The organism is Staphylococcus parequorum (genome assembly GCF_039237145.1).
GTDB classification, from domain to species: Bacteria; Bacillota; Bacilli; order Staphylococcales; family Staphylococcaceae; genus Staphylococcus; species Staphylococcus equorum_A.
Genome location: NZ_CP150682.1, coordinates 1911962 through 1933718, shown reverse-complemented (window position 1 = coordinate 1933718; position 21757 = coordinate 1911962). Strand labels below are relative to the sequence as shown.

At 35.4% G+C, this 21757-nt stretch carries 28 protein-coding genes; all 28 read left to right on the top strand.

Annotated features, from left to right (window positions below; genetic code table 11):
* The first annotated feature begins 40 nt into the window (after positions 1–40).
* The 28 genes from AAA453_RS09390 to AAA453_RS09255 all read left to right on the top strand — a co-directional run bounded on the left by AAA453_RS09390 (position 41) and on the right by AAA453_RS09255 (position 21745).
* The gene (locus AAA453_RS09390; RefSeq protein ID WP_427707058.1) at positions 41–592 is read left to right on the top strand and encodes a dUTP diphosphatase; all 552 of its coding nucleotides are present in this window, start codon (positions 41–43) and stop codon (positions 590–592) included.
* 134 nt (positions 593–726) lie between these two features.
* Entirely contained in the window at positions 727–912 is a 186-nt protein-coding gene (locus AAA453_RS09385; protein ID WP_427704600.1) for a hypothetical protein, read from the top strand.
* Entirely contained in the window at positions 909–1175 is a 267-nt protein-coding gene (locus AAA453_RS09380) for a hypothetical protein (RefSeq protein ID WP_427704598.1), read from the top strand. Before AAA453_RS09385 ends, AAA453_RS09380 begins: the two co-directional genes overlap by 4 nt.
* The gene (locus AAA453_RS09375) at positions 1172–1384 is read left to right on the top strand and encodes a hypothetical protein (RefSeq protein WP_427704595.1); all 213 of its coding nucleotides are present in this window, start codon (positions 1172–1174) and stop codon (positions 1382–1384) included. The genes AAA453_RS09380 and AAA453_RS09375 overlap by 4 nt, the downstream gene beginning before the upstream one ends.
* A 2-nt stretch (positions 1385–1386) precedes the next feature.
* Positions 1387–1596, top strand: coding sequence for a hypothetical protein (locus AAA453_RS09370; RefSeq protein ID WP_427704593.1), 210 nt, complete (start codon positions 1387–1389; stop codon positions 1594–1596).
* 16 nt (positions 1597–1612) lie between these two features.
* Positions 1613–1747: a hypothetical protein gene (locus tag AAA453_RS09365; protein ID WP_427704590.1), complete on the top strand. Its 135-nt coding sequence runs from the start codon at positions 1613–1615 to the stop codon at positions 1745–1747.
* On the top strand, positions 1744–1959 hold the full coding sequence (locus AAA453_RS09360) for a hypothetical protein (protein ID WP_427704587.1): 216 nt from the start codon (positions 1744–1746) through the stop codon (positions 1957–1959). The genes AAA453_RS09365 and AAA453_RS09360 overlap by 4 nt, the downstream gene beginning before the upstream one ends.
* 824 nt (positions 1960–2783) lie before the next feature.
* Positions 2784–2951 carry a hypothetical protein gene (locus AAA453_RS09355; protein ID WP_423164694.1) on the top strand — a complete coding sequence of 56 codons (168 nt, stop codon included), beginning with the start codon at positions 2784–2786 and terminating at the stop codon, positions 2949–2951.
* A 34-nt stretch (positions 2952–2985) separates the two neighbouring features.
* Entirely contained in the window at positions 2986–3228 is a 243-nt protein-coding gene (locus tag AAA453_RS09350; RefSeq protein ID WP_270893070.1) for a hypothetical protein, read from the top strand.
* Positions 3221–3703 (top strand): Holliday junction resolvase RecU, encoded by a 483-nt coding sequence (locus AAA453_RS09345; RefSeq protein WP_427704584.1) that lies wholly within the window; start codon positions 3221–3223, stop codon positions 3701–3703. The genes AAA453_RS09350 and AAA453_RS09345 overlap by 8 nt, the downstream gene beginning before the upstream one ends.
* 22 nt (positions 3704–3725) lie before the next feature.
* Positions 3726–4175 (top strand): hypothetical protein, encoded by a 450-nt coding sequence (locus AAA453_RS09340; protein WP_270893068.1) that lies wholly within the window; start codon positions 3726–3728, stop codon positions 4173–4175.
* Positions 4176–4377: 202 nt separating this feature from the next.
* Positions 4378–4842 (top strand): hypothetical protein, encoded by a 465-nt coding sequence (locus AAA453_RS09335; protein ID WP_002507727.1) that lies wholly within the window; start codon positions 4378–4380, stop codon positions 4840–4842.
* A complete protein-coding gene (gene terL, locus AAA453_RS09330; RefSeq protein WP_427704582.1) occupies positions 4839–6233 on the top strand; it encodes a phage terminase large subunit in 1395 nt (464 codons plus the stop codon). Before AAA453_RS09335 ends, terL begins: the two co-directional genes overlap by 4 nt.
* 53 nt (positions 6234–6286) lie before the next feature.
* Positions 6287–7996 (top strand): hypothetical protein, encoded by a 1710-nt coding sequence (locus AAA453_RS09325; RefSeq protein ID WP_427704580.1) that lies wholly within the window; start codon positions 6287–6289, stop codon positions 7994–7996.
* 9 nt (positions 7997–8005) lie between these two features.
* The gene (locus AAA453_RS09320; RefSeq protein WP_427704578.1) at positions 8006–9892 is read left to right on the top strand and encodes a phage minor capsid protein; all 1887 of its coding nucleotides are present in this window, start codon (positions 8006–8008) and stop codon (positions 9890–9892) included.
* The gene (locus AAA453_RS09315; protein ID WP_427704576.1) at positions 9885–10139 is read left to right on the top strand and encodes a hypothetical protein; all 255 of its coding nucleotides are present in this window, start codon (positions 9885–9887) and stop codon (positions 10137–10139) included. Before AAA453_RS09320 ends, AAA453_RS09315 begins: the two co-directional genes overlap by 8 nt.
* 255 nt (positions 10140–10394) lie before the next feature.
* Complete coding sequence (locus tag AAA453_RS09310) at positions 10395–11042, top strand: phage scaffolding protein (RefSeq protein ID WP_427704574.1); 648 nt, start codon at positions 10395–10397, stop codon at positions 11040–11042.
* 3 nt (positions 11043–11045) lie between these two features.
* The gene (locus AAA453_RS09305) at positions 11046–11414 is read left to right on the top strand and encodes a hypothetical protein (protein ID WP_427704572.1); all 369 of its coding nucleotides are present in this window, start codon (positions 11046–11048) and stop codon (positions 11412–11414) included.
* A gap of 29 nt (positions 11415–11443) precedes the next feature.
* Complete coding sequence (locus AAA453_RS09300) at positions 11444–12520, top strand: major capsid protein (protein WP_427704569.1); 1077 nt, start codon at positions 11444–11446, stop codon at positions 12518–12520.
* Between the two features lie 20 nt (positions 12521–12540).
* Positions 12541–12825, top strand: coding sequence for a hypothetical protein (locus AAA453_RS09295; RefSeq protein WP_427704567.1), 285 nt, complete (start codon positions 12541–12543; stop codon positions 12823–12825).
* A gap of 10 nt (positions 12826–12835) precedes the next feature.
* Positions 12836–13216 carry a hypothetical protein gene (locus AAA453_RS09290; RefSeq protein ID WP_427704565.1) on the top strand — a complete coding sequence of 127 codons (381 nt, stop codon included), beginning with the start codon at positions 12836–12838 and terminating at the stop codon, positions 13214–13216.
* Positions 13213–13557, top strand: coding sequence for a hypothetical protein (locus AAA453_RS09285; protein ID WP_427704563.1), 345 nt, complete (start codon positions 13213–13215; stop codon positions 13555–13557). Before AAA453_RS09290 ends, AAA453_RS09285 begins: the two co-directional genes overlap by 4 nt.
* Positions 13547–14026, top strand: coding sequence for an HK97 gp10 family phage protein (locus tag AAA453_RS09280; protein WP_427704560.1), 480 nt, complete (start codon positions 13547–13549; stop codon positions 14024–14026). The genes AAA453_RS09285 and AAA453_RS09280 overlap by 11 nt, the downstream gene beginning before the upstream one ends.
* A 2-nt stretch (positions 14027–14028) precedes the next feature.
* On the top strand, positions 14029–14439 hold the full coding sequence (locus AAA453_RS09275) for a minor capsid protein (RefSeq protein ID WP_002507715.1): 411 nt from the start codon (positions 14029–14031) through the stop codon (positions 14437–14439).
* A 38-nt stretch (positions 14440–14477) separates the two neighbouring features.
* Complete coding sequence (locus tag AAA453_RS09270; protein WP_427704557.1) at positions 14478–15428, top strand: Ig-like domain-containing protein; 951 nt, start codon at positions 14478–14480, stop codon at positions 15426–15428.
* Between the two features lie 98 nt (positions 15429–15526).
* Positions 15527–16039, top strand: a complete 513-nt coding sequence (locus AAA453_RS09265; protein WP_427704554.1) for a hypothetical protein — start codon at positions 15527–15529, stop codon at positions 16037–16039.
* Between the two features lie 95 nt (positions 16040–16134).
* On the top strand, positions 16135–16374 hold the full coding sequence (locus AAA453_RS09260; RefSeq protein WP_427704552.1) for a hypothetical protein: 240 nt from the start codon (positions 16135–16137) through the stop codon (positions 16372–16374).
* A 40-nt stretch (positions 16375–16414) separates the two neighbouring features.
* Entirely contained in the window at positions 16415–21745 is a 5331-nt protein-coding gene (locus AAA453_RS09255; RefSeq protein ID WP_427704549.1) for a peptidoglycan DD-metalloendopeptidase family protein, read from the top strand.
* The last annotated feature ends 12 nt before the right edge of the window (positions 21746–21757 follow it).

The window sequence follows — 21757 nt, the reverse complement described above, 5'->3', positions numbered from 1 at the left end:
ATTTGATGAAATAAATAAAAATGAATGTGAGGGCGAACCAATGAACAATACATTAGAAGTAAAATTATTAAGTGAGAACGCAATAATGCCGGAAAGACACCATGACACAGACGCCGGTTTTGATATATTCTCATCAGAAACAAAAATATTAGAACCACAAGACAAAGCAAAGATTAAAACAGACTTAGCCGTTAACATTCCCAAAGGCTATGTAGGATTACTTACAAGTCGCAGTGGTGTAAGTACCGGTTCAAACCTTGTAATTGAAATAGGCAAGATTGACGCCGGTTACATAGGTCATATGCAGATTGATATTAAGAATGATGAACAACATTTGGATTGGCATACACTACAAAGAAACGAGGAATTAGAACGAGGTTATGAACCTTTAGTATACGACATCAAAGGCGAAAAAATCGAAAATGGCAACCCGTTTGAAATAATCAGTGGCAAGAAGTACAAAATCAACAAAGGCGACAAGTTAGCACAATTGGTTATTGTTCCGATATGGACGCCGGAATTACAGAAAGTAGATGAATTTAGCAATGAAACAGCAAGAGGACGAAACGGTTTCGGCTCAACAGGAATCTAAAGATATATACGAAAAAGTAAAAGAGGTGCTAGGTAAATGAATTTAGATGAATTTGGTTTATATATTAGTGTTTTCGCACTAATAGTAAGTATATTAACCGCAATGTTTACATCGGATAGGTAAGGAGGGATTAAATGACAGGCGTTATAAAAAGACAATTAGACGAAATACAAGACAAAGACGCATTTATTAAATGGTTGGTTAACATGTATTTTGTACATTCGTTAAAGTTAGAAACTGAATCACAAGGCAATGTAGCAGAAATAGAAAGACAACAAGTTAAAAGTAAAGCAGACGAAATAATGGAGGGCAAAAAATGATTAACAAAGCGAGAAAAAAACCGGTAGAAATTGAGTTTGTAGAGTACACAAACGGTACAAACATTGTTGATTTATACGATTGGTCTAACGACCAAATCGAATTAGTTTTTGAAAGTGATACACAACAAAAGCGTTTGTATGTAAACACACTAGAAGGAGATATGCTAGTTAATAAAGGCGATTATATTATTAAAGGGGTTAACGGCGAAGTCTACCCATGCAAACCGGATATATTCCACAAAACATATGAGGTCACGCAATGAAATATTTAGTTAAGCAAACAGAACACAATACAGGCGAAGTATTTATAGATGCGAAGAAAGTAAAAGAGAATGAAAGTTATATGATTGTCGAGGCAAAAAATGCAGTAGAGTTAAAAGTTAAATTGGATATGAAACAATTTAGCAATAAAATGAAGTATTATGCTGATAAGCTGAATGAAGTTTCAAAAAGAATAAAAAAAGGAGGGTAAACATGTTAAACGCTTTGATTTACGTTGTGGGGTCAATTGCATTTGCTTTCTTGTTTTATCAAACAATCAACTTTGCACAAGAACTTAGAGAAACATATAAAAGGGGTTATGTAAAAGTAGCAGTAACATTCACAATTGCATTAGTTTGTGTATGGTCACTTTACATTGGCGTTATGATGATTCTTGTAATGGATAATCAAATAACAAAATAAAAGGAATGAAGATAAATTGAAAAATAATCTTAGTGAAAACGAAAACAAGGTAATAAACGTACTTGTAGCAATTGTAATGATTGCACTAGCATTTTTTATAGTATCTGTATTGGGTGCCGGTGCATATTGGTTATGGGATATGATATTATGAATTTAAAATTAATTACTGATAAAATACGTAGGGGCGAAGTAATAACAGTTTTAACAAAAAATGAAACGATTGAGGATTGTATATTTGATTGCGTTGAAGATATACACGCCGAAGGTTATCAAATATCAAGAATGTTTGTTGTCGATAAAACTAAAAAAGCACACATGCTATATGAGAAGGATATAGAGGCTATTCAATTTAAAATAGTATAACAAGTAGGTGTTAATAATTATTCTTTATATTACAGCTTATGTGTTGCTTGTATATCCATTGGTTAATAGTGTGATTACAGCACAAAAAGGCATTGAACATAAAGACAACAACGAAATAGCATTTGGAATATTTTTGTTTGTAGTTACTTTAATTATTTATATGGTCGTCACAGTGTATTTGTTAATCGACACAACGGTGTTCTAACAAGTATTTTTTATTAGACTATAGTAACGTAATAGGTTATTATAATAAATAGGTCGCTCAAACCTAACTTTTATATTCATTCAAATTTAATATCTCCACTTAGCAGGGTAACAACGGTTTGCATATAGACAGACCGTTGTTTTTTATTTGCAATAAATAACGTTATACGTTATATTAAATATACGCTTATATTATTCCTTGTACTTTTTACTTACATTAATACCAATAAGAACGGTTTATGTATAAATCAACGCAATACTATATTATGTATTATTAAACAACGTCAATAAAAGGCGTTGTTTTTTTTATTGCATTTGAGTTGATAAATAACGTAATACGTTATAATATATATTTATAGATTATTTCATCTATACCTTTCTTATTTTTTTAGTTTTTCCATATATTTGTTTCCTTATATTTTTACAGTTTTTGTTTTACTTTTAATTGCAGACGTAATTTAAAGCTATGTTACAAACTCCTTTATTTATTAAGTACGAACTTTTAACCATTGATTAATTTCAATGGTTTTTTTATTTATCTAACATGAATTACAAGGCTACAAATGATATAATAATGACAGTAGTAACGTATTACGTTATTTAAAGAAAAGAGGGATAGCATGAAGAAAATTGCATTAAGTTTATCACGTGCATTTCTAGTTATATCTATTTGGGAATGTTCGAAAACTATATATCAATTTACTAAAGGTTATATGTCATATAAACCAAAAGCACATGTTAAAGATGCTTACGAAAGACCCGAAAGTTATTTATTTAAAGTTAAGTAACGGTTAAAGATACTTTAGGCTTGGAGGCGTTACAATGCGTATCAACTATGAGAATTTAAACTTTCAAGATGAACACATAAGTGAAGAATCGAACGATAGATATTTCATGTACTCAATACCGGGCGAACCTAGTTTGGTCATGATTAACGAGAATGACGAGATTATAGGCGGTTGGGAAATTAAGAATTTAAACATCATGCCAATACATGTTGGTACACCGTCGTTTCATAATTTGACGGACTTATTAAAAAGAAAAGAAGTAATCATAAATGACTAATACAATATACAAGAATAGAGGGGCTTTTTTAGAAAAAGTAATAGAGAAGTCCAACAACCAATATTTAGAACGAGGTTTAGCATTGATAGACAAAATACCAACGCCAATGAGTGGTAACACTAGAAAAAATACATTTCGTTATACAAAGAAAAGTACAGTTGATTTTACAGGCGTATCACTAGGTCAATTTGTTTCATTCGATGCTAAACAATGTAATACACCTAGATTTGAATTTAGTAGATTACAAGAGCATCAAGAAAGCTATTTAAAGAACGCACATAAGCAAAAAGGCTTAGCGTTTATATTAATACTATTCACTAAAGAAAACGAACTGTATAAGCTCACAATAAGCGAATACGAGTATTTAAAAGAAAACATGGAACGGAAATCAATTCCGTTAAATTGGTTTAGAGAAAATAAAACACAAATTAAAAGCAAAAACGGTATTTATTACGATTATCTAAATATCGCATAACAAATGAAAAGTGGGTGCTATATTGATATACGAACCAAAGCAAGTTATTAATATGCTTAAAACATACAATGATGATGTTCACACATTGCATTGTTTAGTAGAAGAATATAACGACAGCATGGAACCGGGCGCCGGTGCAATGGCATACGGAATTGATGCAACAATGCCAAAGGGTAATGGTGTTAGCGACCCAACATTTAGAAAAGCTAAACAATTAATGAAAAACAATAATGTGATTCATAATTTAGAACAGAAAATAGCGTTTATAGACAATAACGCATACAAGTTACACAAAGACCAACATATTATTGTATTTGCTTTGAGAATACAAGGGCATACTTGCCAATACATTGCCGGTACATTAAGGGTACAACGTACTAGAGTACAAAACATTATTAACGAGATAGCTCAAGTTATGTGTAAATCAGATGAAGAATATAAGCAGTATAAAGAAAAGCATGATATTGCTTAATAATAAGTGACGTAAATTACACATTATGCACATGTGGTAGTTATTTAAAACAGGTGGTAAAATCAATTAAGAACATCTACAAGTGGTGTTCTAAATGTTTTTCTTTGTTTGCTTTTTTCTTTTTGTTTATTTTGTTTAAAACGTCACTTTTAATTAAGTGGCGTTTATTTTTTTACCATATTTTAATTAAGGAGGTGGAACAATGGCAAGACGTGTAAGAATTGAAGATTGGTTAAAAGAAGAAAATTTAATACGTGTACAAGGTTGGGCGAGGGACGGACTAACAATGGAACAGATAGCCCATAACATAGGAATAGTTAAATCAACATTGTACAAATGGATTGAAAAGAGCAAAGACTTTTCGGACGCCTTAAAAGTAAGTAGAGATAGTGCAGACAGGCAAGTAGAGAACGCTTTGTTTAAAAACGCACTAGGCTTTAAATATATAGAACAACAGTTAACAGATACAGGCGAAGTAGTAGATGTAGAGAAATACGCAAAGCCTAATACAACAGCACAAATATTTTGGCTTAAAAACCGTAAGCAAGAAGTATGGCGAGAGAAACAAAATATTGAACACGCCGGTGGCATAGAACAGAAAGTTGATTTATCCGGATTAAGCGATAAAGATATAGAAAAATTAGCGAATATGAGTGATGAAGAATGACGATGACAGCAGAACAAAAGAAGTTAATTATACGAGAGGCAAGACGTGAAAGCGCAAGGCGTAGTTATCGCAGTTATGTTAAATCGGCGCATCATGGAAACTTTGAACATTACGCACACACTGATTTAATATGTGATTATTTGCAACGTATAGCAGACGGCGAACAAATGCACTTAATGATTGAAATGCCACCACGTCATGGTAAATCAATGACTGTTACCGAAACGTTTCCGTCGTACTTCTTAATGAAAAACCCTACAAAAAGAGTTATTACATCGGCATATTCCGAAGGGTTAGCCCGTAAATTCGGTAGATTAAACCGTAACAAGTTTGAAGAATTTTCGAGTGATTTATTTAATCTTGGTTTATCGGCTGATAACAACAGTACAACCGATTGGGGTTTAGCAGATTACAACGGTGGCATGATTGCTACAGGTATTGGCGGTAGTATTACCGGACAAGGTGCCGACTTAATGATAATTGATGACCCTATTAAAAACTCAAAAGAGGCACAAAGTAAAACAATACGTGAGAACATTTGGGACGAATGGGAAAGCACTTTATCTACACGTTTGCACGACGGCGCAAGCGTTATAGTTATTATGACCCGTTGGCACCAAGACGATTTTATAGGGCGTTTATTAGAGCAATCGCCTTATGATTGGAACAGGTTAAGGTTGCCGGCAATTGCAGAAGATGACGACGATTTATTAAATCGTGAAGAAGGAGAACCATTATGTAGAGAATTGGGCTATGATGAAGAATGGGCAGACCTTAAAAAACGTGAAGTAGGTTCGAGAACGTGGGCATCGTTATTCCAACAAAGACCGTCGCCGGCACAAGGTACCATATTTAAACGTGAATGGGTACAATACTATGATAGGGTGCCACCACAACATGATGATATGTTAGTAAGTTGGGACTTTACCTTTAAAGATAGTGAATCAAGCGACTATGCGGTCGGGCAAGTATGGATTAAGAAGGGTGCAGACTTTTATTTAATCGACCAAATACGGGCAAAAATGGACTTTACACAAAGCGTTAGAGCAGTAGAAAGCATGAAGAATAAATATCCTAAATGTAGAAAGATATTGATTGAGGATAAGGCAAATGGTCCGGCAATCATTACAACATTAAAACAAAAGATTAGTGGCATCATACCTATCACACCAAGAGAAAGTAAGGTAGCAAGGGCATACGCCGTAACGCCATTCTTTGAGGCGGGTAATGTATTTGTTGGTAAGAAGGTTCCTAGTGTTGATGATTTCATTGATGAACTAACAATGTTTGATAACGCAGTACATGACGATACCGTAGATGCTATGACACAAGCGTTAAACTACTTTGCATCTAAACCAACGGCTAGTGTGATTACAGGTAACGCATGGTAATATGTAACGTATTAGGTTAATAGATAACCTAAATAGAATTAAGGAGGTACACAATGCAATTTAGAAATCAAGATAACACATGGGTTAAGTTTGATAAAGAAGTCATTAAACAAGTACATGACGATATGTATTACTACAGGGGGTTATACGAGGGTAGACACCACGAGTTGTTTCCACGTGCAATTAACCTAATCGAACAAGGCGAGATTATCGACGTGTACAGCACACAAAATGAAGTAGCATCAAAGAACGTTCGCACGCCTTACCTAATGATTAATATTAGTCGTGTGATAGTTGATTTACCTAGTATGCTTGTAGCACGCACACTTAACGGAATTAAGACCAATTATCCAAGTGATAGTTTAGCCCAAGAAGATATGTTAAACAACATACAACAAACTACAGTAAGCACACAGGGACAACAACAAGAGGAATTTATAGAGCAAACAGAAACAACAGACTTTAACGGGCAAACAACCGACAAGCAACAGGAAGTTATAGACCAAATTAAAAAGAATAGTAATATCAATCACACTATGAATCTAAACCAATTACAAATTGACGGTGGAATCGTAGCCGTACCAATGATTAAGAACGGTAAAATAGCAATTGATATTAAAGAACGTAATGTTTATTATCCACATGATGACGGGCTAGGCGTTGATTTAGTATATGAGTTGGAACCAACACAGCAAGAAGAAGAACAAGGCGTTAGGTTTGTACACGTATACACTGAAAGAGAAAGCGAAGATGCTATTGAAACACTGGATAGATTATATAAATCTAACGATGAAAACAATCTTGTATTAGTGGAAGAACCGGAAATAATCCAAGAGAAACTACAAATTGATTTAGCAGACACACACAAAGTATTTAAAGGGCGTCAACGTACATTCGTAAGTTATCTAGCAAACGACCCAACATTTACTAACAAACTAGGTAATTCGGCTTTACGTGGTATATCCGGTAAGCAAGAAGAAATCAATTGGACGGTAACACGTACAGCGCAAACATTCGAACGTAATGGTAAGCCTAGAATATCTATACCAAAAGGAACAATGGAACAGCTTAAAATCATTGCGCAAGATAAATTCGGGGACGAGAACAAGATAGACCATAGGGACTTAGAAGTTACAGAAATAGACGAGAACGGCAAATCAATGGAAGTACACCAAATCGACACAAGTAAAATTGGCGATATGTCGTATGTAAAAGATATCGTCCGTATGATGTTAGCAGAAACGCAAACGTCGGAAAGCGCTATTGAGTTAGTAAAAGAATCAAGTAGTGGTACTCAATCCGGCATAGCTAAATTCTATGACTTAATGTTATCTGTAATCAAATCTGAAAAGATACGTGATGAATACGTAGAGTTTTTACAAAATGCCTTTGAATCGGCTTTATGGTTTGCGAATGATAAAGACAACGAAATCATTATCGAAAGACCCAATATCATTGTTAAAGACATGTTGCCGAAACCACAAGAAGAAGTAAGCACTGAAAACATTTCTAAATATAACGCAGGTGTTCAATCGTTAGAAGAAACAATAAGACGCATTAATCCGGAAAAGTCGGAAGAATGGGTACAAGAAGAAATTGAACGTATACAAAGCAATCAGACACAAAGCGATAGCATGAGTATGGACTTAGGCAATCAATCACTACAAAACTTTATGAACAATCGTGATGACAACGGCAACCCACTTGATGAAATGGGAAACCCTATTGAACAAAATACAAATGCACCAACATTGAATGAGTAGGTGTTATAAATGGCATTGACACCAGAACAAATTAAGAAGTTATCACAGTTTTTACAGAATCAAGTTAAAGAATTAGTTAGTGGTGTAAACATCGAAAGCGATAAGGACACACAGCGCATGTATATGGCTATAGAAAAGTTATTTGATAACATTGGGTCAAGTGTACAACAAGAAGTGCCACAAACGATATACGAGCAATACGCAAATGGTTTATCTAACGCACAACAACAATTAATTGATGTAGGATTAATTACAAGTAACGGCGCGTTTAATGTGCAAAATGCAATTGCCCAAGAGTATGTTCATACAGACGCTATAACATCAATCGTCACTGATACCATGCAAGACTTAGCGAGTGCATTTAGGACAGCTAAACAATATTCTAAAAAGAATGTGGACGTTGCAGTTAAAGATGTACAAAACGAAATATCAAAAGGCTTAATGGTTGGTATGACTAATAAGCAGATGTCACAAAGAGTTGCTAAAAAGTTTGGCGAACAGGGTATGACTTCATTCGTTACAGTAGACGGCAAACATTTGCCATTGGACTTTTACGCCGAAACAGTAGTAAGAACAAAAACACAAACGGCATATAATCATAGTCATTTAAACAGATATGCCGAAGATGATATAAAACATGTAACTGTAACGGGGAACATTCCAACATGCGGGGAATGTGTAAGATATAGAGGGCATGTATTCGCTACAGAACGTGGCGACCAATTCCCGTATATCAATTTATATACAACGTTTCCAAAACACCCTAATTGTCAATGTAACTTTAGACCGTATATCATAGACTTTAAAAGTGATGAAGAAATTAAAAGAGATTTGGAACATTCAAAAACATTTGATGAATCTACAGACAATCGAACACAGGCAGAAAAAGAACGATACAACACAGACCAAAAGGCAAAGGCTAAAGCAAGACGAAACAGTCTTTCGTATAACAAGATGCGTAACCGATTAGGTAGTGACGGACCGCAGACGTTCCAAGAATACCTACAGGTTAAGACAAATGACAAACCTAAATATCATGAATGGGTAGCACAGATGAAAAAAGTCTATGACCCTAACAAAGTATCAGATGAAACACAAAGCACACAGGAAGAACACACAAGCGCAAACAATGTATCTGATACAAATATTCAAGATGATAATAAACAAGCCGAAAACGATACTCAAAATGCAACACAGGATAATAATTCATTTGAACCTATCGAAACATTAGACGAATTAATAGATTTAGCACCAACTTTATTAGAAACATTTGATAATACATTTGGAACTAATTTTGCAGATGCACAAAAAAACGAACTTAAATTTGAACTTGATGATTTTGATAAAGAAAACGAAATACCATTCAATAGAAAATCACAGGAAGTTATTTCTGAAATGTTTGGATATAATGAATTACCACAGTTAATTACACAAGATGAATTTGATAAGTTAGACGAAAGTAATAAATTAATGCGTGGGCTTAATGATTTTGGCGATACACCGGCAAGTGAATTAATAGAACAATACAAGACCGGCGAACATTATATAGGTCGTGGAATATTTGGGCATGGTACTTATACAGCAGTAATGACCGAAGAAAATAAAGAACTTGTTTTATCACGTTACGCTAAAGACAACGCAAGTAATATAATGAACATGAAATTTAATGATGATGCTAACGTAATAAGTAAAAAAGATTTGAACAAGATTAAAAAAGAATGGGAAATGGATATTAAATTATCTGATTTAGATACTAATACAAAAGATTTATTAAAAGGTATTACCCGAAATTCTTCAAACTTAGCTGTTATGTTAGGCTATGACGTGTTGTATATTGAAGGGCAACAATACTATGTATTATTAAATCGTGGAAAAGTGAGTGTTGTAAATGACTAGAGAAACACAAATGTTTTGGTTAGACAAAATACTAGCGTTAGCAATTGAACGTTATAACATAGCGCAATCATTTGATAACGAACAAAGTTTTGATGATGTAATCGAGGCATACGCAGACAATGACCCGTTAGAACATATATTTATGTTAATGCCTAATGATTTATATAAATATATAGATGATGCCGACAAAGATATAGCGAATGAATACAATAAAAACACAGAAGATTACACGCCATATATGAATTAAATACAGTGGCACAAGTGACGTATATAACATGGTTTGCTATAAAGTAACGTTATACGGTACAATGTAACTTGCAACGAAAGTTGTAGTCATTATATATCCCTCATGTATTTGGCGAACATAAATTTTGAAGGTACACATCAATAAAAGGTGTGTGCCTTTTTGTTTACCTTATACGTGATTCGTAGGCGTTACGTTACAACGCTAATCCTAATCGGTGTCGCACACCGTAGAAAAAAACGTAAGGAGGAATTGTAAATGAGTTTTACAAGAGAAGATTTAAGAGGCATCGGAATTGATGATGAAAAGATTGAAGGTATCATGTCACTACATGGGCAAGAAATACAAAGTTTTAAAGATAAAGTAAGTCAAAAAGATTCCAAACTTAAAGAGTTACAAACTACCGTTGATTCTTACAAAGAGGATAACGAGCAAAAAGATAACGAATTAAAAGACTTACAAGAGAAAGCGAAAAACGGCGATGACTTGCAACAAACTATTAGTGACTTGCGACAAGCGAATCAAGAAAAAGAAGAACAACGCCAAAATGAAGTTAAAGAATTAAACTTCAATCACAGTTTAGAAAATAAATTACGTGATTCGGGCGCACGTAACATTAAGGCGGTTAGGGCATTACTTGAATCAGATAACCTTAAATTCAACGATGAAGATAACGAGGTTATAGGATTACAAGACCAACTGGAAAAATTACGTGAATCAGATTCTTATTTATTCGTTGAAACTTCAAATACCGATGACCCGGCTCAAGGCTCACAACAGCAACAAGCCCAATCACAAACAAATAATTATAATCCGGGTGCTAAAAAAGGCAATAACGGTTTTAATAACAGTGACGAGGCAATCGGGAAAAGTAATGCACAAAGATTATTAGGCAAGGAGGCATAACCAATGAATTTAAAACCAAAAACATACAAAACATTTGGTAAATCAGTTGAGTTTTTACGTGACGGCAAGAACGTTGAATATACTGTAGGTAATCCTACTTTAGACGGTTCAACATTCACAGAAGTAACAGAAGTGCCAATTGGTACGGCTATTTTCCGTAATGAAGAAACAGGTTTATTTGAACTTGTAACAGGAAGTACACCGGCAACAATGAAAGGTGCAGTATTAACAGCGAACGATGTAACAGTAGAGCCTAACGAAAATGAAATTGTTAGTGCAGTACGCAAAGCATCGGTTATTGAGGCACGCTGTAAAGGTGTTACTGATAACTTTAAACAAGCGACGCAAGGTCGTTTAGTATTCGACATTTAATTTTATTAACATCATAAGGAGGATTATTAATGGTATTAGAAGATACACGCTTACAACAAGCAAGTTTAAAAGCGTTTGTTAAAGAGGCTGATAATTTACGTTCACAAGATACGCCGAATCAGTACCCGTTAGCGAGCGCATACCCAGTTGAAGAAGTAGAAGAAATTGAAAACGTTTACAACGTTGTAGAACAACAAATTAATGCATCGGCATCAATTACAGGTTTTAACGCCGGCGCACCAATCAAAAACAAAGGACAAGGCAAACAAGCAATTGCAAGCCTTACTAAAATTCAAAACGCTAATTTCTTAGATGAAATTGAAATGTATCACTACAGAAACCCACGTAATGACGCAGAACGTCAAAAAATTGTTGACGGTGTGTTAATTGATACTAACGAATTATCAGTATCAGTTGATGACACAGTAGAGTACATTCGTTCTCAAATGGCTTACAACGGTCGTGTAGACTATGTAGACCCAATGACGCAAACACGTTTAACTTTCGACTTAGACCGTCCGGAAGAAAACAACGTTGCGGTATCTAATGAATGGGGTACGGAACAAGCTACACCAATTACAGACTTACAAAACGCCGTTAAGCAATTCCAAAAAACTAATGGTCGTAAAAAACCGGAAGTTATTAACATGAACTCAACTACTTATAACAAGTTAGTTGGTTCCGGACAAATCAAAACAGAATTATTTAACGACACAAACAGTCCACGCATTGTTAAAGATGACGACGTTATAGCGTTATTCAATTCTGTTAAGTTGCCACCAATCGTTATTGATGACACAGAAACGGCAATTGAAAACGAACTTGGCGAGATTGAAACACACGAACACTTAGCAGACGACAAAGTAGTATTACGTTCATCTGTATTAGGTTCTACTATGAGTGGTCCAAGTGTTGAAAACAATTTCGAAAAAGGCAAATTTGTTATCACTGTAATTGACAAAGACCCAGTAACAGAAAAAACAATTGTAGGACAAGTTGTTATGCCAGTTACTAAAAATGTTAACGGTACAGTTTACCTTAACGTAGCGCCAACAAGTGGTGGAACTACAGACGGTGGCACAGTAGACGACGGAACAACAGCATAATTAATTAGAGGTGTTTTATGATGAAGAAATGTAGAGTTATACAAGGCTCAATATCACATCATAAATCATTAGTTAGCACAGGCGATTATATTTATCTAAACGATGACGAATATAGTCGCCTTAATCAATTGGTGGAGGTTGTCGAAGAATCAGACAACAAAGAACCAAACGATACAAATAGTGTTGACTATGAATCAATGACAGTTAAAGAGCTACAGCAACTAGCAAAAGATAATAATATCGAAGTTGGTCGTAAGGCTAAAAAATCAGATTATATTAATGCTTTAAAAGAATTAGAAACGTGAGGTGTAAGGTATGGAAATAAACGAACAAGAAGTTAAAAGTTATTTATTAAAACTACCCACACCGGATTATTTCGACGACTTACCAGAAGATGCACTTACAAAGCATATATTTAGCGCACAGGAACAAATTAACGATTTCCTAACCAACTATCCTAATGTAGATTTATCAAAGCGTATGATAGCCCTACAGACTTTATACAACGTTGAATCAGAGTATGAAGGCATAGCGATGTTGAAAAGACAGGGAATCACTGATTATACTGTCAAAGATGTGAAAGCCGTATTAGAACAAGACGAAATATTAAGCCCTAACGTTGTTTCTATTATCGAAAAGGAACACGAGAAAAACGGTACACCGAAAACAACAATGCAAGTAGGTAGGTTAATATGATTCCACCAATGCGACAAAGCATTACAATGTCTGTACCAATACTTGATGAAAACGGTAATGAAAGTTACAACGATTACGGACAGCCGTTAACTGATACATCAACATTCAAATGTCGTGTTAATGAACACGCTGAATTACAAAGAAGTAAAACCTTTGTATATGATGACGCAGTAGACGAGGTAGACGTAATGCACAACGTACCGGCTCAAACAGGTGTTAAAGTTGAGTACACGACAAGACGTGGAACAGTTAAGACAGGTACCGTTAAAAGTTATACGGAAACTACTAATTTATCGGCAAGTAGAACTTATTTTAGAACGTTGATTATCAATGGCAAGTAAACATTTTAGTATCAACAACCAAGATACAGAAAGTTTTATTGCCAAGATGAAAACAGCCGATAAAGAATTAGTTACCAATATGGTTAAAAAGGCAAATAGAGTAGGCTACCAAGTTGAGGCAGATGCGAAAGCATTGGCACCAAGAGATACGGGGCAGTTAGAACAATCAATAAGAAGTACCGGCGCAAAATATGTAAACGGTCAAATATCTTTATCTGTTGGTTCGCCGTTAGTTTATGCGTTGCGTAGACACGAAGAACCTTCAAGAAAAGGCATATACAATAAATACGCTAGGGGCGTTACTTATACCGATTATTACTTTAACGGACGGGGCGAGTTAACACGTGCTAAACCTAATGTTGGTAGTTTTGAACCGGGTAGAAAATACTTAACCAATGCAAAACTACTTAATCAAAATAGGTGGCGCACTCAATTGGCTAAAGTCGTTACCGAAACTTATGGAGGTTAAACATGATAGAACAAGCGATAATGAATTATTTAAAATCGAACATACAAACAGATATGTTAATTTCTATGAATTTCACTACACGTAACGATAATACGATTGTTGTTTATAGCGACCCCGGAGAACCGCCGAGCATGTACGAAGGTCAATTGATAAGACCACGTTATCAAATAATTGTTAAGTCGTCTGATTTTGCTAAAGCAAATGATGTAGCAATAGAGATTTACGAGGCATTACACCAACACAGGTATGACACTATGACAGTTAGTTATAAGACACGTGAAATTGATTACAATGTGTTTTCAATAGACGGGTTGCACCTACCGGCAAGGTTGGGTGTAGATGAAGATAACATCATGTCATATAGTTTAAATTTTGAAACACAAATCAAGAAAGCAAGCGAGCGCAAAAAATAGCGTTCGCTTTTTTTAATTCAAATTAGGAGGCAAAAGGAATGACACAACAAAAAGTATTTCCATTCGCTGATAAAAGCGACCATATTAAATTAAACTTACAGCACTTTGCACAAGCTACACGTCGTGGCGATGATGAAATTATATTCGGTATTTCGGATATTATCGTTGGCGAAGGCGACGATATTATTAAATTCGACGGTAAAAACGGCGATTCAAACAGTTACTTACAAGCCGAGGGTGGTTCGGTATCGTTCGAACCGGAAATGGAAGATGTGGTAATTGCCGATTACGGTAACAGCCCATACGACCAACGTTCAACAGGTTATAACGTAACAGTAAGTATTGTGGCAGCACAACAGACAATAGATATGTTATTACTTGCTATTGCCGGTACTGATACTGTAGACGAAAACGGTAAAATCACAGGTGTAGCAGACGCACCGTTAGGCGCATCAAACCGTAAGAACGCTAGACCGGTACGTATTCATAGACGTGCAGACGGCGACAATCACGACAACGATATTAATATCTACAAAGCCGGCGCAAACGATGAAGTAGAAATTTCAAGTGCAAACGAACAAGGTTCACTTGAAATCTCAATGAGTGCATACCCACGTGATAACGCAAACCCTAGCCGTAAAGGTAACTATTTCTTTACAGGCGCAGTTGACCCTAACGGTATCTTGCCTAAATGGGACGACTTATTAAATGGCAACACTTCAAACACAGATAACACGTTAGTTTCAAGCATTGCATTTAATAGTGAATCACAAACATTAGCAGTTGGCGAAACGGTAACGTTACAACCAACAGTACAACCGGTAGGCGCAGTTGATAAATCAGTAACTTACGCATCAAGCGATGAATCAATCGCAACAGTAGATAACGCCGGTGTAGTTACAGCAGTAGCAACAGGCGAGGCGACAATTACAGCAACAGCAAATGACGGTAGCAACGTGACTTCAACAGTAACAGTAACAGTTTCATAATAGTTTCAAGAGTTAGAAGGTAGTCAAATTGGCTACCTTTTTTATTTTTCAAAAAACAATATTTTAAGCAAAACAAACAATTATCGGAGGAATTTTAAATGACTAAAGTAAATATTCAATTATTCGACCAAGACAAACAAGGTAACTTACACGAAACAGACCAATCACAAGCAGTAGAAATTAAAGCAATTAGACCCGGACAATTAGGCGCAATTGCAAAAGTTGTTAATGCTATTCAAAAAGATTTACAAGATAACAAAGAATTTCAAGATACAGTAATTAAACTATTCGGTCAGTATCAAGAAGGCTTTGATATTGAAGATTTAATTCGTAGTGAAGATTTTAATATTTTCGATGTATTATCGGCGTTTGGTTTCTTAATCGAAACAGTACCGGAAAGAACAATTGAATTGACGAGTGTAGCAAGTGGTATTGATAGCGCTTACTTAGAAGTGCAAGATATGGATACTTTCTTTGAAATTATCGAGGCAGTAGTTGAAGTGAACGATATTGAAAAAATCGTTAAACGTGTTAAATCACTTATGGATAAAGTGGGAAAGGCACTGAATTTCAACAAGGAAACAAAACAAACAACAAGCAAGAAACAATAACAGTCGAAGATAGTTTAGTATATACGCTTAGTCCAATCGTTGGTGGTCGTGAACAAGTCATAGATGCACCGGCGGTTGATTTACTAGGTTATTTATTGATTCACTTTGAAACCTTAGAGCAAGAGGCAAACGCAGAAAAACAACGCTTGTATCTTAACCACCTTTCACGTATGCACGCAAACCCACAAGACAAGCACCAAGACAAAGCTAACAAAAAATTCATGAAGAACATTGAACCCGGAAAAGAAGGTAACGCCGGACAAAATCAAGCACGTTCAAGTGAAGAATTAGAGTGGGACAGTTTAGAGAAGTTAAAACGAATCGAAAACTCATAGCGTAATACAAAAAAGTGGTAAGAAAGGAGGGAAAAAGTGAATGGCTGAAATGGATAAAGTTAATGTAAAGTTTAATGCTGATGTAACGAAATTTACAAGAGCCGTAGACCGTATGGAACGTAAAATGCGAGAGTTTGACGACAAAACAACATCGACTGAAAAGAACGTTAATAAACGTTTCGATATGATGAATACATCGGTTTCTAAAATTGATAAATCAATGTCAGAAATGGGCGATGACGTAGATTTAAGTAACGTTAAATCAGAATTAAACAGTGCTAAAAAGGAATTTAAAGACACTGGTAGCGTATCGCAAAAGACCTTTACTAATTTACAAAAATCAATATCTAATGTTGATACATCTGAAATGACAAACAAGACAAGTAAAGCGTTTAGCACATTATCAAAAGACGTTGGCAAACTTGATACACAACTCACAGAAATTGACAAAATTAATTTCGGCAAGTCATTGGGCGATGATTTCAAAACAGTTGGATATAGTTTTAAAGACTTACAAAGCAAATTAAATAGCACTGAATTGTCGTTATATAGTATGCAAAAGAAAATGAATGAAAGTGATTTCAAATCATATTCAAAAAGTATGCACGAAATCAACGCAACATTGCATCAAGCCGAAAAGGAATTTAAACAATTTGGTAATATCTCATATGAAACAACGCAGAAACTAAACAAGAACATCAAAAGCATTTCGTTTTCACAGCTACCGGGCAAGGCAAAAATTGCGTTTAATTCAATCCGTAACGAAATGACTTCACTAAACAAAGATATTAAGTTTATGAACGATAAATTTAGTACAACAACACGTGTTGTTAATAGTGTTGGTGGAACTGTTAAACGTACGCTTGGTGGTATGAGAAACGATTTTTCAAAAACGTTTAAGACAATAAATAAAATTGGTACTACCTTACGTAACGTTGGCGAAGTAGCTAGTGGTATGTTTAAAGGTTTAATGATTTCAAGTTTTACAGCAATCATACCCGTTGCCGGTGCAGTTGTTTCAAGTGTTATGGCTATTGGTTCATCATTAACAGCCGTAGTAGGTGGTGCCGTTGGGCTTGCCGGTGCATTTGGTATAGCCGGTGCCGGCGCAATGACAATGGTTGGCATGTCAAAACGTGCATTAGCGATGCTTGATGAAGGGTTGTTAAAAGCAACAGCAGAAACACAAAAATATCAAGATGCGTTAGCCGGTATCAAAACCCAATTTGATAATTTGGTTAGAGGTAATCAAGCACAAATATTTAATACTATGACTAATGGTATTAAGACAGCAAATTTTGCCTTAGACCAACTCACACCGGCTATAAACGAAATTGCTAGTATTACATCAAAAGCATCAAACAAGTTGCTAGAATGGGCGCAGAATAGCAAGAACGCCCAAAACATGTTTAAGATATTAAACAAGATAGGACCACAAGTATTTAAAAACATTTTAAATGCTATAGGTAGTTTTGGCGACGGTGCAGTAGCTTTATTTAACAAACTTAATCCATTGTTCACATGGGCATCACAAGGCTTTGAGAACATGGCACGCAGTTTCCAAAAATGGGCTAACAGTACATCAACGGCAAACGGCATTAAAGACTTTATCAGTTACACGAAAACAAACTTACCTATTTTAGGTAGTATTTTTGGCAATGTATTTAACGGCATTATTAACCTATTCAAAGCGTTTAGTAGTGAAACAGGTTGGGTGTTAAATGGTTTAGATAGTATGACTAATAAGTTTAAAAATTGGTCGGCTACATTAAGTCAAAATAAATCATTCCAAAATTTCTTGTCTTATATAAGAGAAAATGCCCCAATGGTTGGGCAGTTAATCGGTAACATTGTTGATGTGTTTGTACGCTTTGTACAAGCAGTATCGCCAATAGGCGCAACGGTGTTAAACATTGCGGTTAAAATAACTAAAATGACAGCCGAGTTTATGAAAGCCCACCCACAAATAACTAAATTTATAGCGTCGGCAGTTGCTTTATCCGGTGTTATTAAATTTATTGGTATCGGAATTGGCATTGTGCTACCTATTATCAGACGTTTAGGAATGGTATTAAAAATACTACCGCCAATCATGAAGGCAGTAGGTTTAGCAATTCGTTTCATGGGTGGACCGGTAACAATCATTATTGGAATCATTACAACGCTTGTTGGTGTGTTCATTCATTTATGGAAAACCAACGAAGGTTTTAGAAATGCGGTAATAGGAATATGGAACTCAATTAAATATTGGGCGGTAACGATTTTTACAGCCGTTAAAAATTTCCTAGTCTTTATATGGACGAACGCAAAAAACCTTGTAATGAAAGTTATTCAATTGTGGTGGCAAAACCTCAAAGCGAATTTCCTATTTTGGAAGTCTACAATCACAATGATTTTTAATGGTATTAAGAACTTTTTCGTTTGGGTTTGGAATATTATTAAAACGCAAGTCATTGCAAGAGTTGTACAAATGTACAACCAAGTTAAGACGTGGTTTAATCAACTTTGGTTTAGCATCAAATCAATCTTTATGACAGTTAGAAATTGGCTTTTTGCCGTATGGCTTGCCATTTATTCAAAAGTGAGTTATTACGCAAGGTTGATTTGGACGAGTGTTAAGAATTATTTCACTAACTTATGGCTTAATACCAAACTTATTTTCACAACCGTTAAAACGTGGTTAGTTAACACGTGGAATTTCATTTATGGAAAAGTAACAGCTTTTGCAAAATGGATATGGACGGGTGTTAAAAACTACTTCACGTGGTTATGGAATAGTATTAAATTAATTTTCACTACTGTTAAGAACTGGTTAGTTAGTACGTGGAACTTTATTTATAGAAAAATTTCAAACTTTGCTAGGTTGGTTTGGTCGAAGGTCAAACAATACTTCACATGGCTTTGGAACAGTATTAAATCAATATTCACGACTGTTAAAAATTGGCTAGTTAGTACGTGGAATTATCTTTATACAAAAATAAGTAATTTCGCAAGGTTAATTTGGTCTAAAGTGAAAAATTACTTTACTTGGTTATGGAACAGTATTAAATCTATCTTTACAACGGTTAGAAACTGGTTAGTAAGCACTTGGAATTATATTTATAGTAAAATTTCTAGTTTTGCCCGTAATATTTGGTCTAAAGTTAAGCAATATTTCACTTGGTTGTGGAATAGCATTAAATCAATTTTTACATCTGTTAAAAATTGGTTAATCTCAACTTGGAATTATATTTCTGGTAAAGTTATTTCATTTGCCCGTAATATTTGGAACAAAGTAAAAAGTGCTTTCAATTCCTTATGGGGTTCAATCAAATCAATTTTCACATCTGTTAAAAATTTCTTATATGATACTTGGCGAAAAATCAGAAATACAGTAGTAGATTTAGCGAAAAAATTATTCAATGGCGTTAAAAGTTATTTCACAGATTTATGGAATACATCTAAACGCATTTTCAACAACGTATTTAATTTCCTTTCCGATATTTGGAACTCAATAAGAAATACGGTTGTCGATACTGTAGGCGATTTATGGGACCGAGTAGAATCAATTTTTAATAATATGAAAAATGGTTTATCAAATATCATTGATAAAATCAAAGGTTTTATTGGCGATATGGTCGATTCAATTAAAGACGGATTAAATAAATTAATTGACGGTATTAATTGGGTTGGCGATAAATTAGGTATTGATAAAGAGATACCACATTTAAGCACTGGTACAACACACAATCAACAAGTTAATAGAAAAGTTAAAACATCAAGTGACGGTGCATTAAAAGAAGGTACATTTGCTACAGTTGGCGACAAAGGTAAAGGCAATGGACCGGGTGGTTATCGTAACGAAATGATTAAATACCCTAATGGGAAAATATCATTTACACCAAATAGAGATACCAACACTTACTTGCCTAAAGGTTCAAAAGTATATAGTGGTAAACAAACACACGCACTATTAAACCAAAGTCCAACCAACAGCACGCTAGGTGGCGACGCAAACCCACGCTTAAACGGTGGTACTGTCGGCAACGCATTAAGTTGGGCGGGCGATAAATTAGGACAAGGCTATAATTGGACTAAAGACAAAGTAGGTAAAGGCGCAGATTGGCTTAAAGATAGCGTCGGCGATGTTATGGATTGGGTCAAGAAACCCGGTAAATTACTTGATAAAGCGCTTGAAGGATTTGGCGTTGATTTTGGGGATTATTCCGGTATCGTTGGCGACTTTGCTAGAGGTGGATTAAAACGCCTTAAAAAAGGTGCAGAAGAAAAAATTAAAGGTTGGTTTGCACAAGTAACAGCCGGCAACAGTAGTTTCCTAGACTTTTCGCCGGGCAACCTAAATTTCCCTTATAGTCCAAACGGTAGAGCGCCCGGTTATCCGTTTAACAGTCCACACATGGGCATTGATTTAAACTATATCTATGAGAAAGTTTATTCAACAATCAGTGGACTAGCAAGAGCAATACCGCAAGACGGTAGCGGTTTTGGTAATCACGTATCTATTAAAAATGGTAGTGGTTTAGAAGTTATTTACGGACACCTAAGCGATTTTGCATTTGACGGAACGAAACAAGTTAAAGCCGGCGACAAACTAGGTACATCGGGCGATACGGGGCGTTCATCGGGACCACATTTACATTACGAAATGAGGCAAGACGGCAAACCATTTGACCCGTTACCATGGTTGAAATCACATGTTGGTGGTTCTGGTGGTAAATGGGACGTTAAAGGTGCATTGAAAAAAGCCGGTTTGCCAACTTCAAAAGATTATGTAAGTGCATGGCAAAGACAAATACAAACCGAAAGTGGAGGCGACCCCAAAGCTATCGGTGGTACAGACGGATTGTTCGACGGTCGAGCTAAAGGACTTGTACAAGTTAAACCCGGTACATTTAACGCCTTTAAACTACCCGGTCATGACAACATCATGAACGGTACGGATAACCTAATTGCCGGTATGCGTTACGCAAGCGCAAAATACGGTTCATCATTACTTGATGTAATCGGACATGGGCATGGCTATGCTAGTGGTGGCATTGTTAATAGTCCCGAAATCGCATGGCTTGCCGAAGGCGGTTTCAGTGAATCAATAATAAGTCACGACCCTTCAAACAAAGTTAAATCACAAGCTATTTGGAAAGAAACAGGCGACAAGCTAGGTTTCAGTACCGAAGGCGAAACGTTACGTCGTATCATGGAACTTATCGAAGAAGGCAACGAAACGAACGAAACAATCGAAGTTAACACACGTAACAGTGGCAACAATCCAATTTATCTTGATAATAAGAAAGTTGGTAAACAAGTTGCAGAACCGGTTAAAACTGAAATTGAAAACATCGAAAGAAGAAACAAACGCTTTAATCGTAGATAGAAAGGAGGTTGC

Excerpts from the sequence above, each read along its gene's own strand:
- AAA453_RS09345 (WP_427704584.1), top strand. The coding sequence starts at position 3,221 with ATGACTAATACAATATACAAGAATAGAGGGGCTTTTTTAGAAAAAGTA.
- AAA453_RS09275 (WP_002507715.1), top strand. The coding sequence starts at position 14,029 with ATGATAGAACAAGCGATAATGAATTATTTAAAATCGAACATACAAACA.
- AAA453_RS09350 (WP_270893070.1), top strand. The coding sequence starts at position 2,986 with ATGCGTATCAACTATGAGAATTTAAACTTTCAAGATGAACACATAAGT.
- AAA453_RS09305 (WP_427704572.1), top strand. The coding sequence starts at position 11,046 with ATGAATTTAAAACCAAAAACATACAAAACATTTGGTAAATCAGTTGAG.
- terL (WP_427704582.1), top strand. The coding sequence starts at position 4,839 with ATGACGATGACAGCAGAACAAAAGAAGTTAATTATACGAGAGGCAAGA.
- AAA453_RS09385 (WP_427704600.1), top strand. The coding sequence starts at position 727 with ATGACAGGCGTTATAAAAAGACAATTAGACGAAATACAAGACAAAGAC.
- AAA453_RS09390 (WP_427707058.1), top strand. The coding sequence starts at position 41 with ATGAACAATACATTAGAAGTAAAATTATTAAGTGAGAACGCAATAATG.
- AAA453_RS09315 (WP_427704576.1), top strand. The coding sequence starts at position 9,885 with ATGACTAGAGAAACACAAATGTTTTGGTTAGACAAAATACTAGCGTTA.
- AAA453_RS09325 (WP_427704580.1), top strand. The coding sequence starts at position 6,287 with ATGCAATTTAGAAATCAAGATAACACATGGGTTAAGTTTGATAAAGAA.
- AAA453_RS09265 (WP_427704554.1), top strand. The coding sequence starts at position 15,527 with ATGACTAAAGTAAATATTCAATTATTCGACCAAGACAAACAAGGTAAC.
- AAA453_RS09300 (WP_427704569.1), top strand. The coding sequence starts at position 11,444 with ATGGTATTAGAAGATACACGCTTACAACAAGCAAGTTTAAAAGCGTTT.
- AAA453_RS09280 (WP_427704560.1), top strand. The coding sequence starts at position 13,547 with ATGGCAAGTAAACATTTTAGTATCAACAACCAAGATACAGAAAGTTTT.
- AAA453_RS09255 (WP_427704549.1), top strand. The coding sequence starts at position 16,415 with ATGGCTGAAATGGATAAAGTTAATGTAAAGTTTAATGCTGATGTAACG.
- AAA453_RS09370 (WP_427704593.1), top strand. The coding sequence starts at position 1,387 with ATGTTAAACGCTTTGATTTACGTTGTGGGGTCAATTGCATTTGCTTTC.
- AAA453_RS09380 (WP_427704598.1), top strand. The coding sequence starts at position 909 with ATGATTAACAAAGCGAGAAAAAAACCGGTAGAAATTGAGTTTGTAGAG.
- AAA453_RS09285 (WP_427704563.1), top strand. The coding sequence starts at position 13,213 with ATGATTCCACCAATGCGACAAAGCATTACAATGTCTGTACCAATACTT.
- AAA453_RS09310 (WP_427704574.1), top strand. The coding sequence starts at position 10,395 with ATGAGTTTTACAAGAGAAGATTTAAGAGGCATCGGAATTGATGATGAA.
- AAA453_RS09355 (WP_423164694.1), top strand. The coding sequence starts at position 2,784 with ATGAAGAAAATTGCATTAAGTTTATCACGTGCATTTCTAGTTATATCT.
- AAA453_RS09270 (WP_427704557.1), top strand. The coding sequence starts at position 14,478 with ATGACACAACAAAAAGTATTTCCATTCGCTGATAAAAGCGACCATATT.
- AAA453_RS09360 (WP_427704587.1), top strand. The coding sequence starts at position 1,744 with ATGAATTTAAAATTAATTACTGATAAAATACGTAGGGGCGAAGTAATA.
- AAA453_RS09335 (WP_002507727.1), top strand. The coding sequence starts at position 4,378 with ATGGCAAGACGTGTAAGAATTGAAGATTGGTTAAAAGAAGAAAATTTA.
- AAA453_RS09375 (WP_427704595.1), top strand. The coding sequence starts at position 1,172 with ATGAAATATTTAGTTAAGCAAACAGAACACAATACAGGCGAAGTATTT.
- AAA453_RS09320 (WP_427704578.1), top strand. The coding sequence starts at position 8,006 with ATGGCATTGACACCAGAACAAATTAAGAAGTTATCACAGTTTTTACAG.
- AAA453_RS09290 (WP_427704565.1), top strand. The coding sequence starts at position 12,836 with ATGGAAATAAACGAACAAGAAGTTAAAAGTTATTTATTAAAACTACCC.
- AAA453_RS09295 (WP_427704567.1), top strand. The coding sequence starts at position 12,541 with ATGAAGAAATGTAGAGTTATACAAGGCTCAATATCACATCATAAATCA.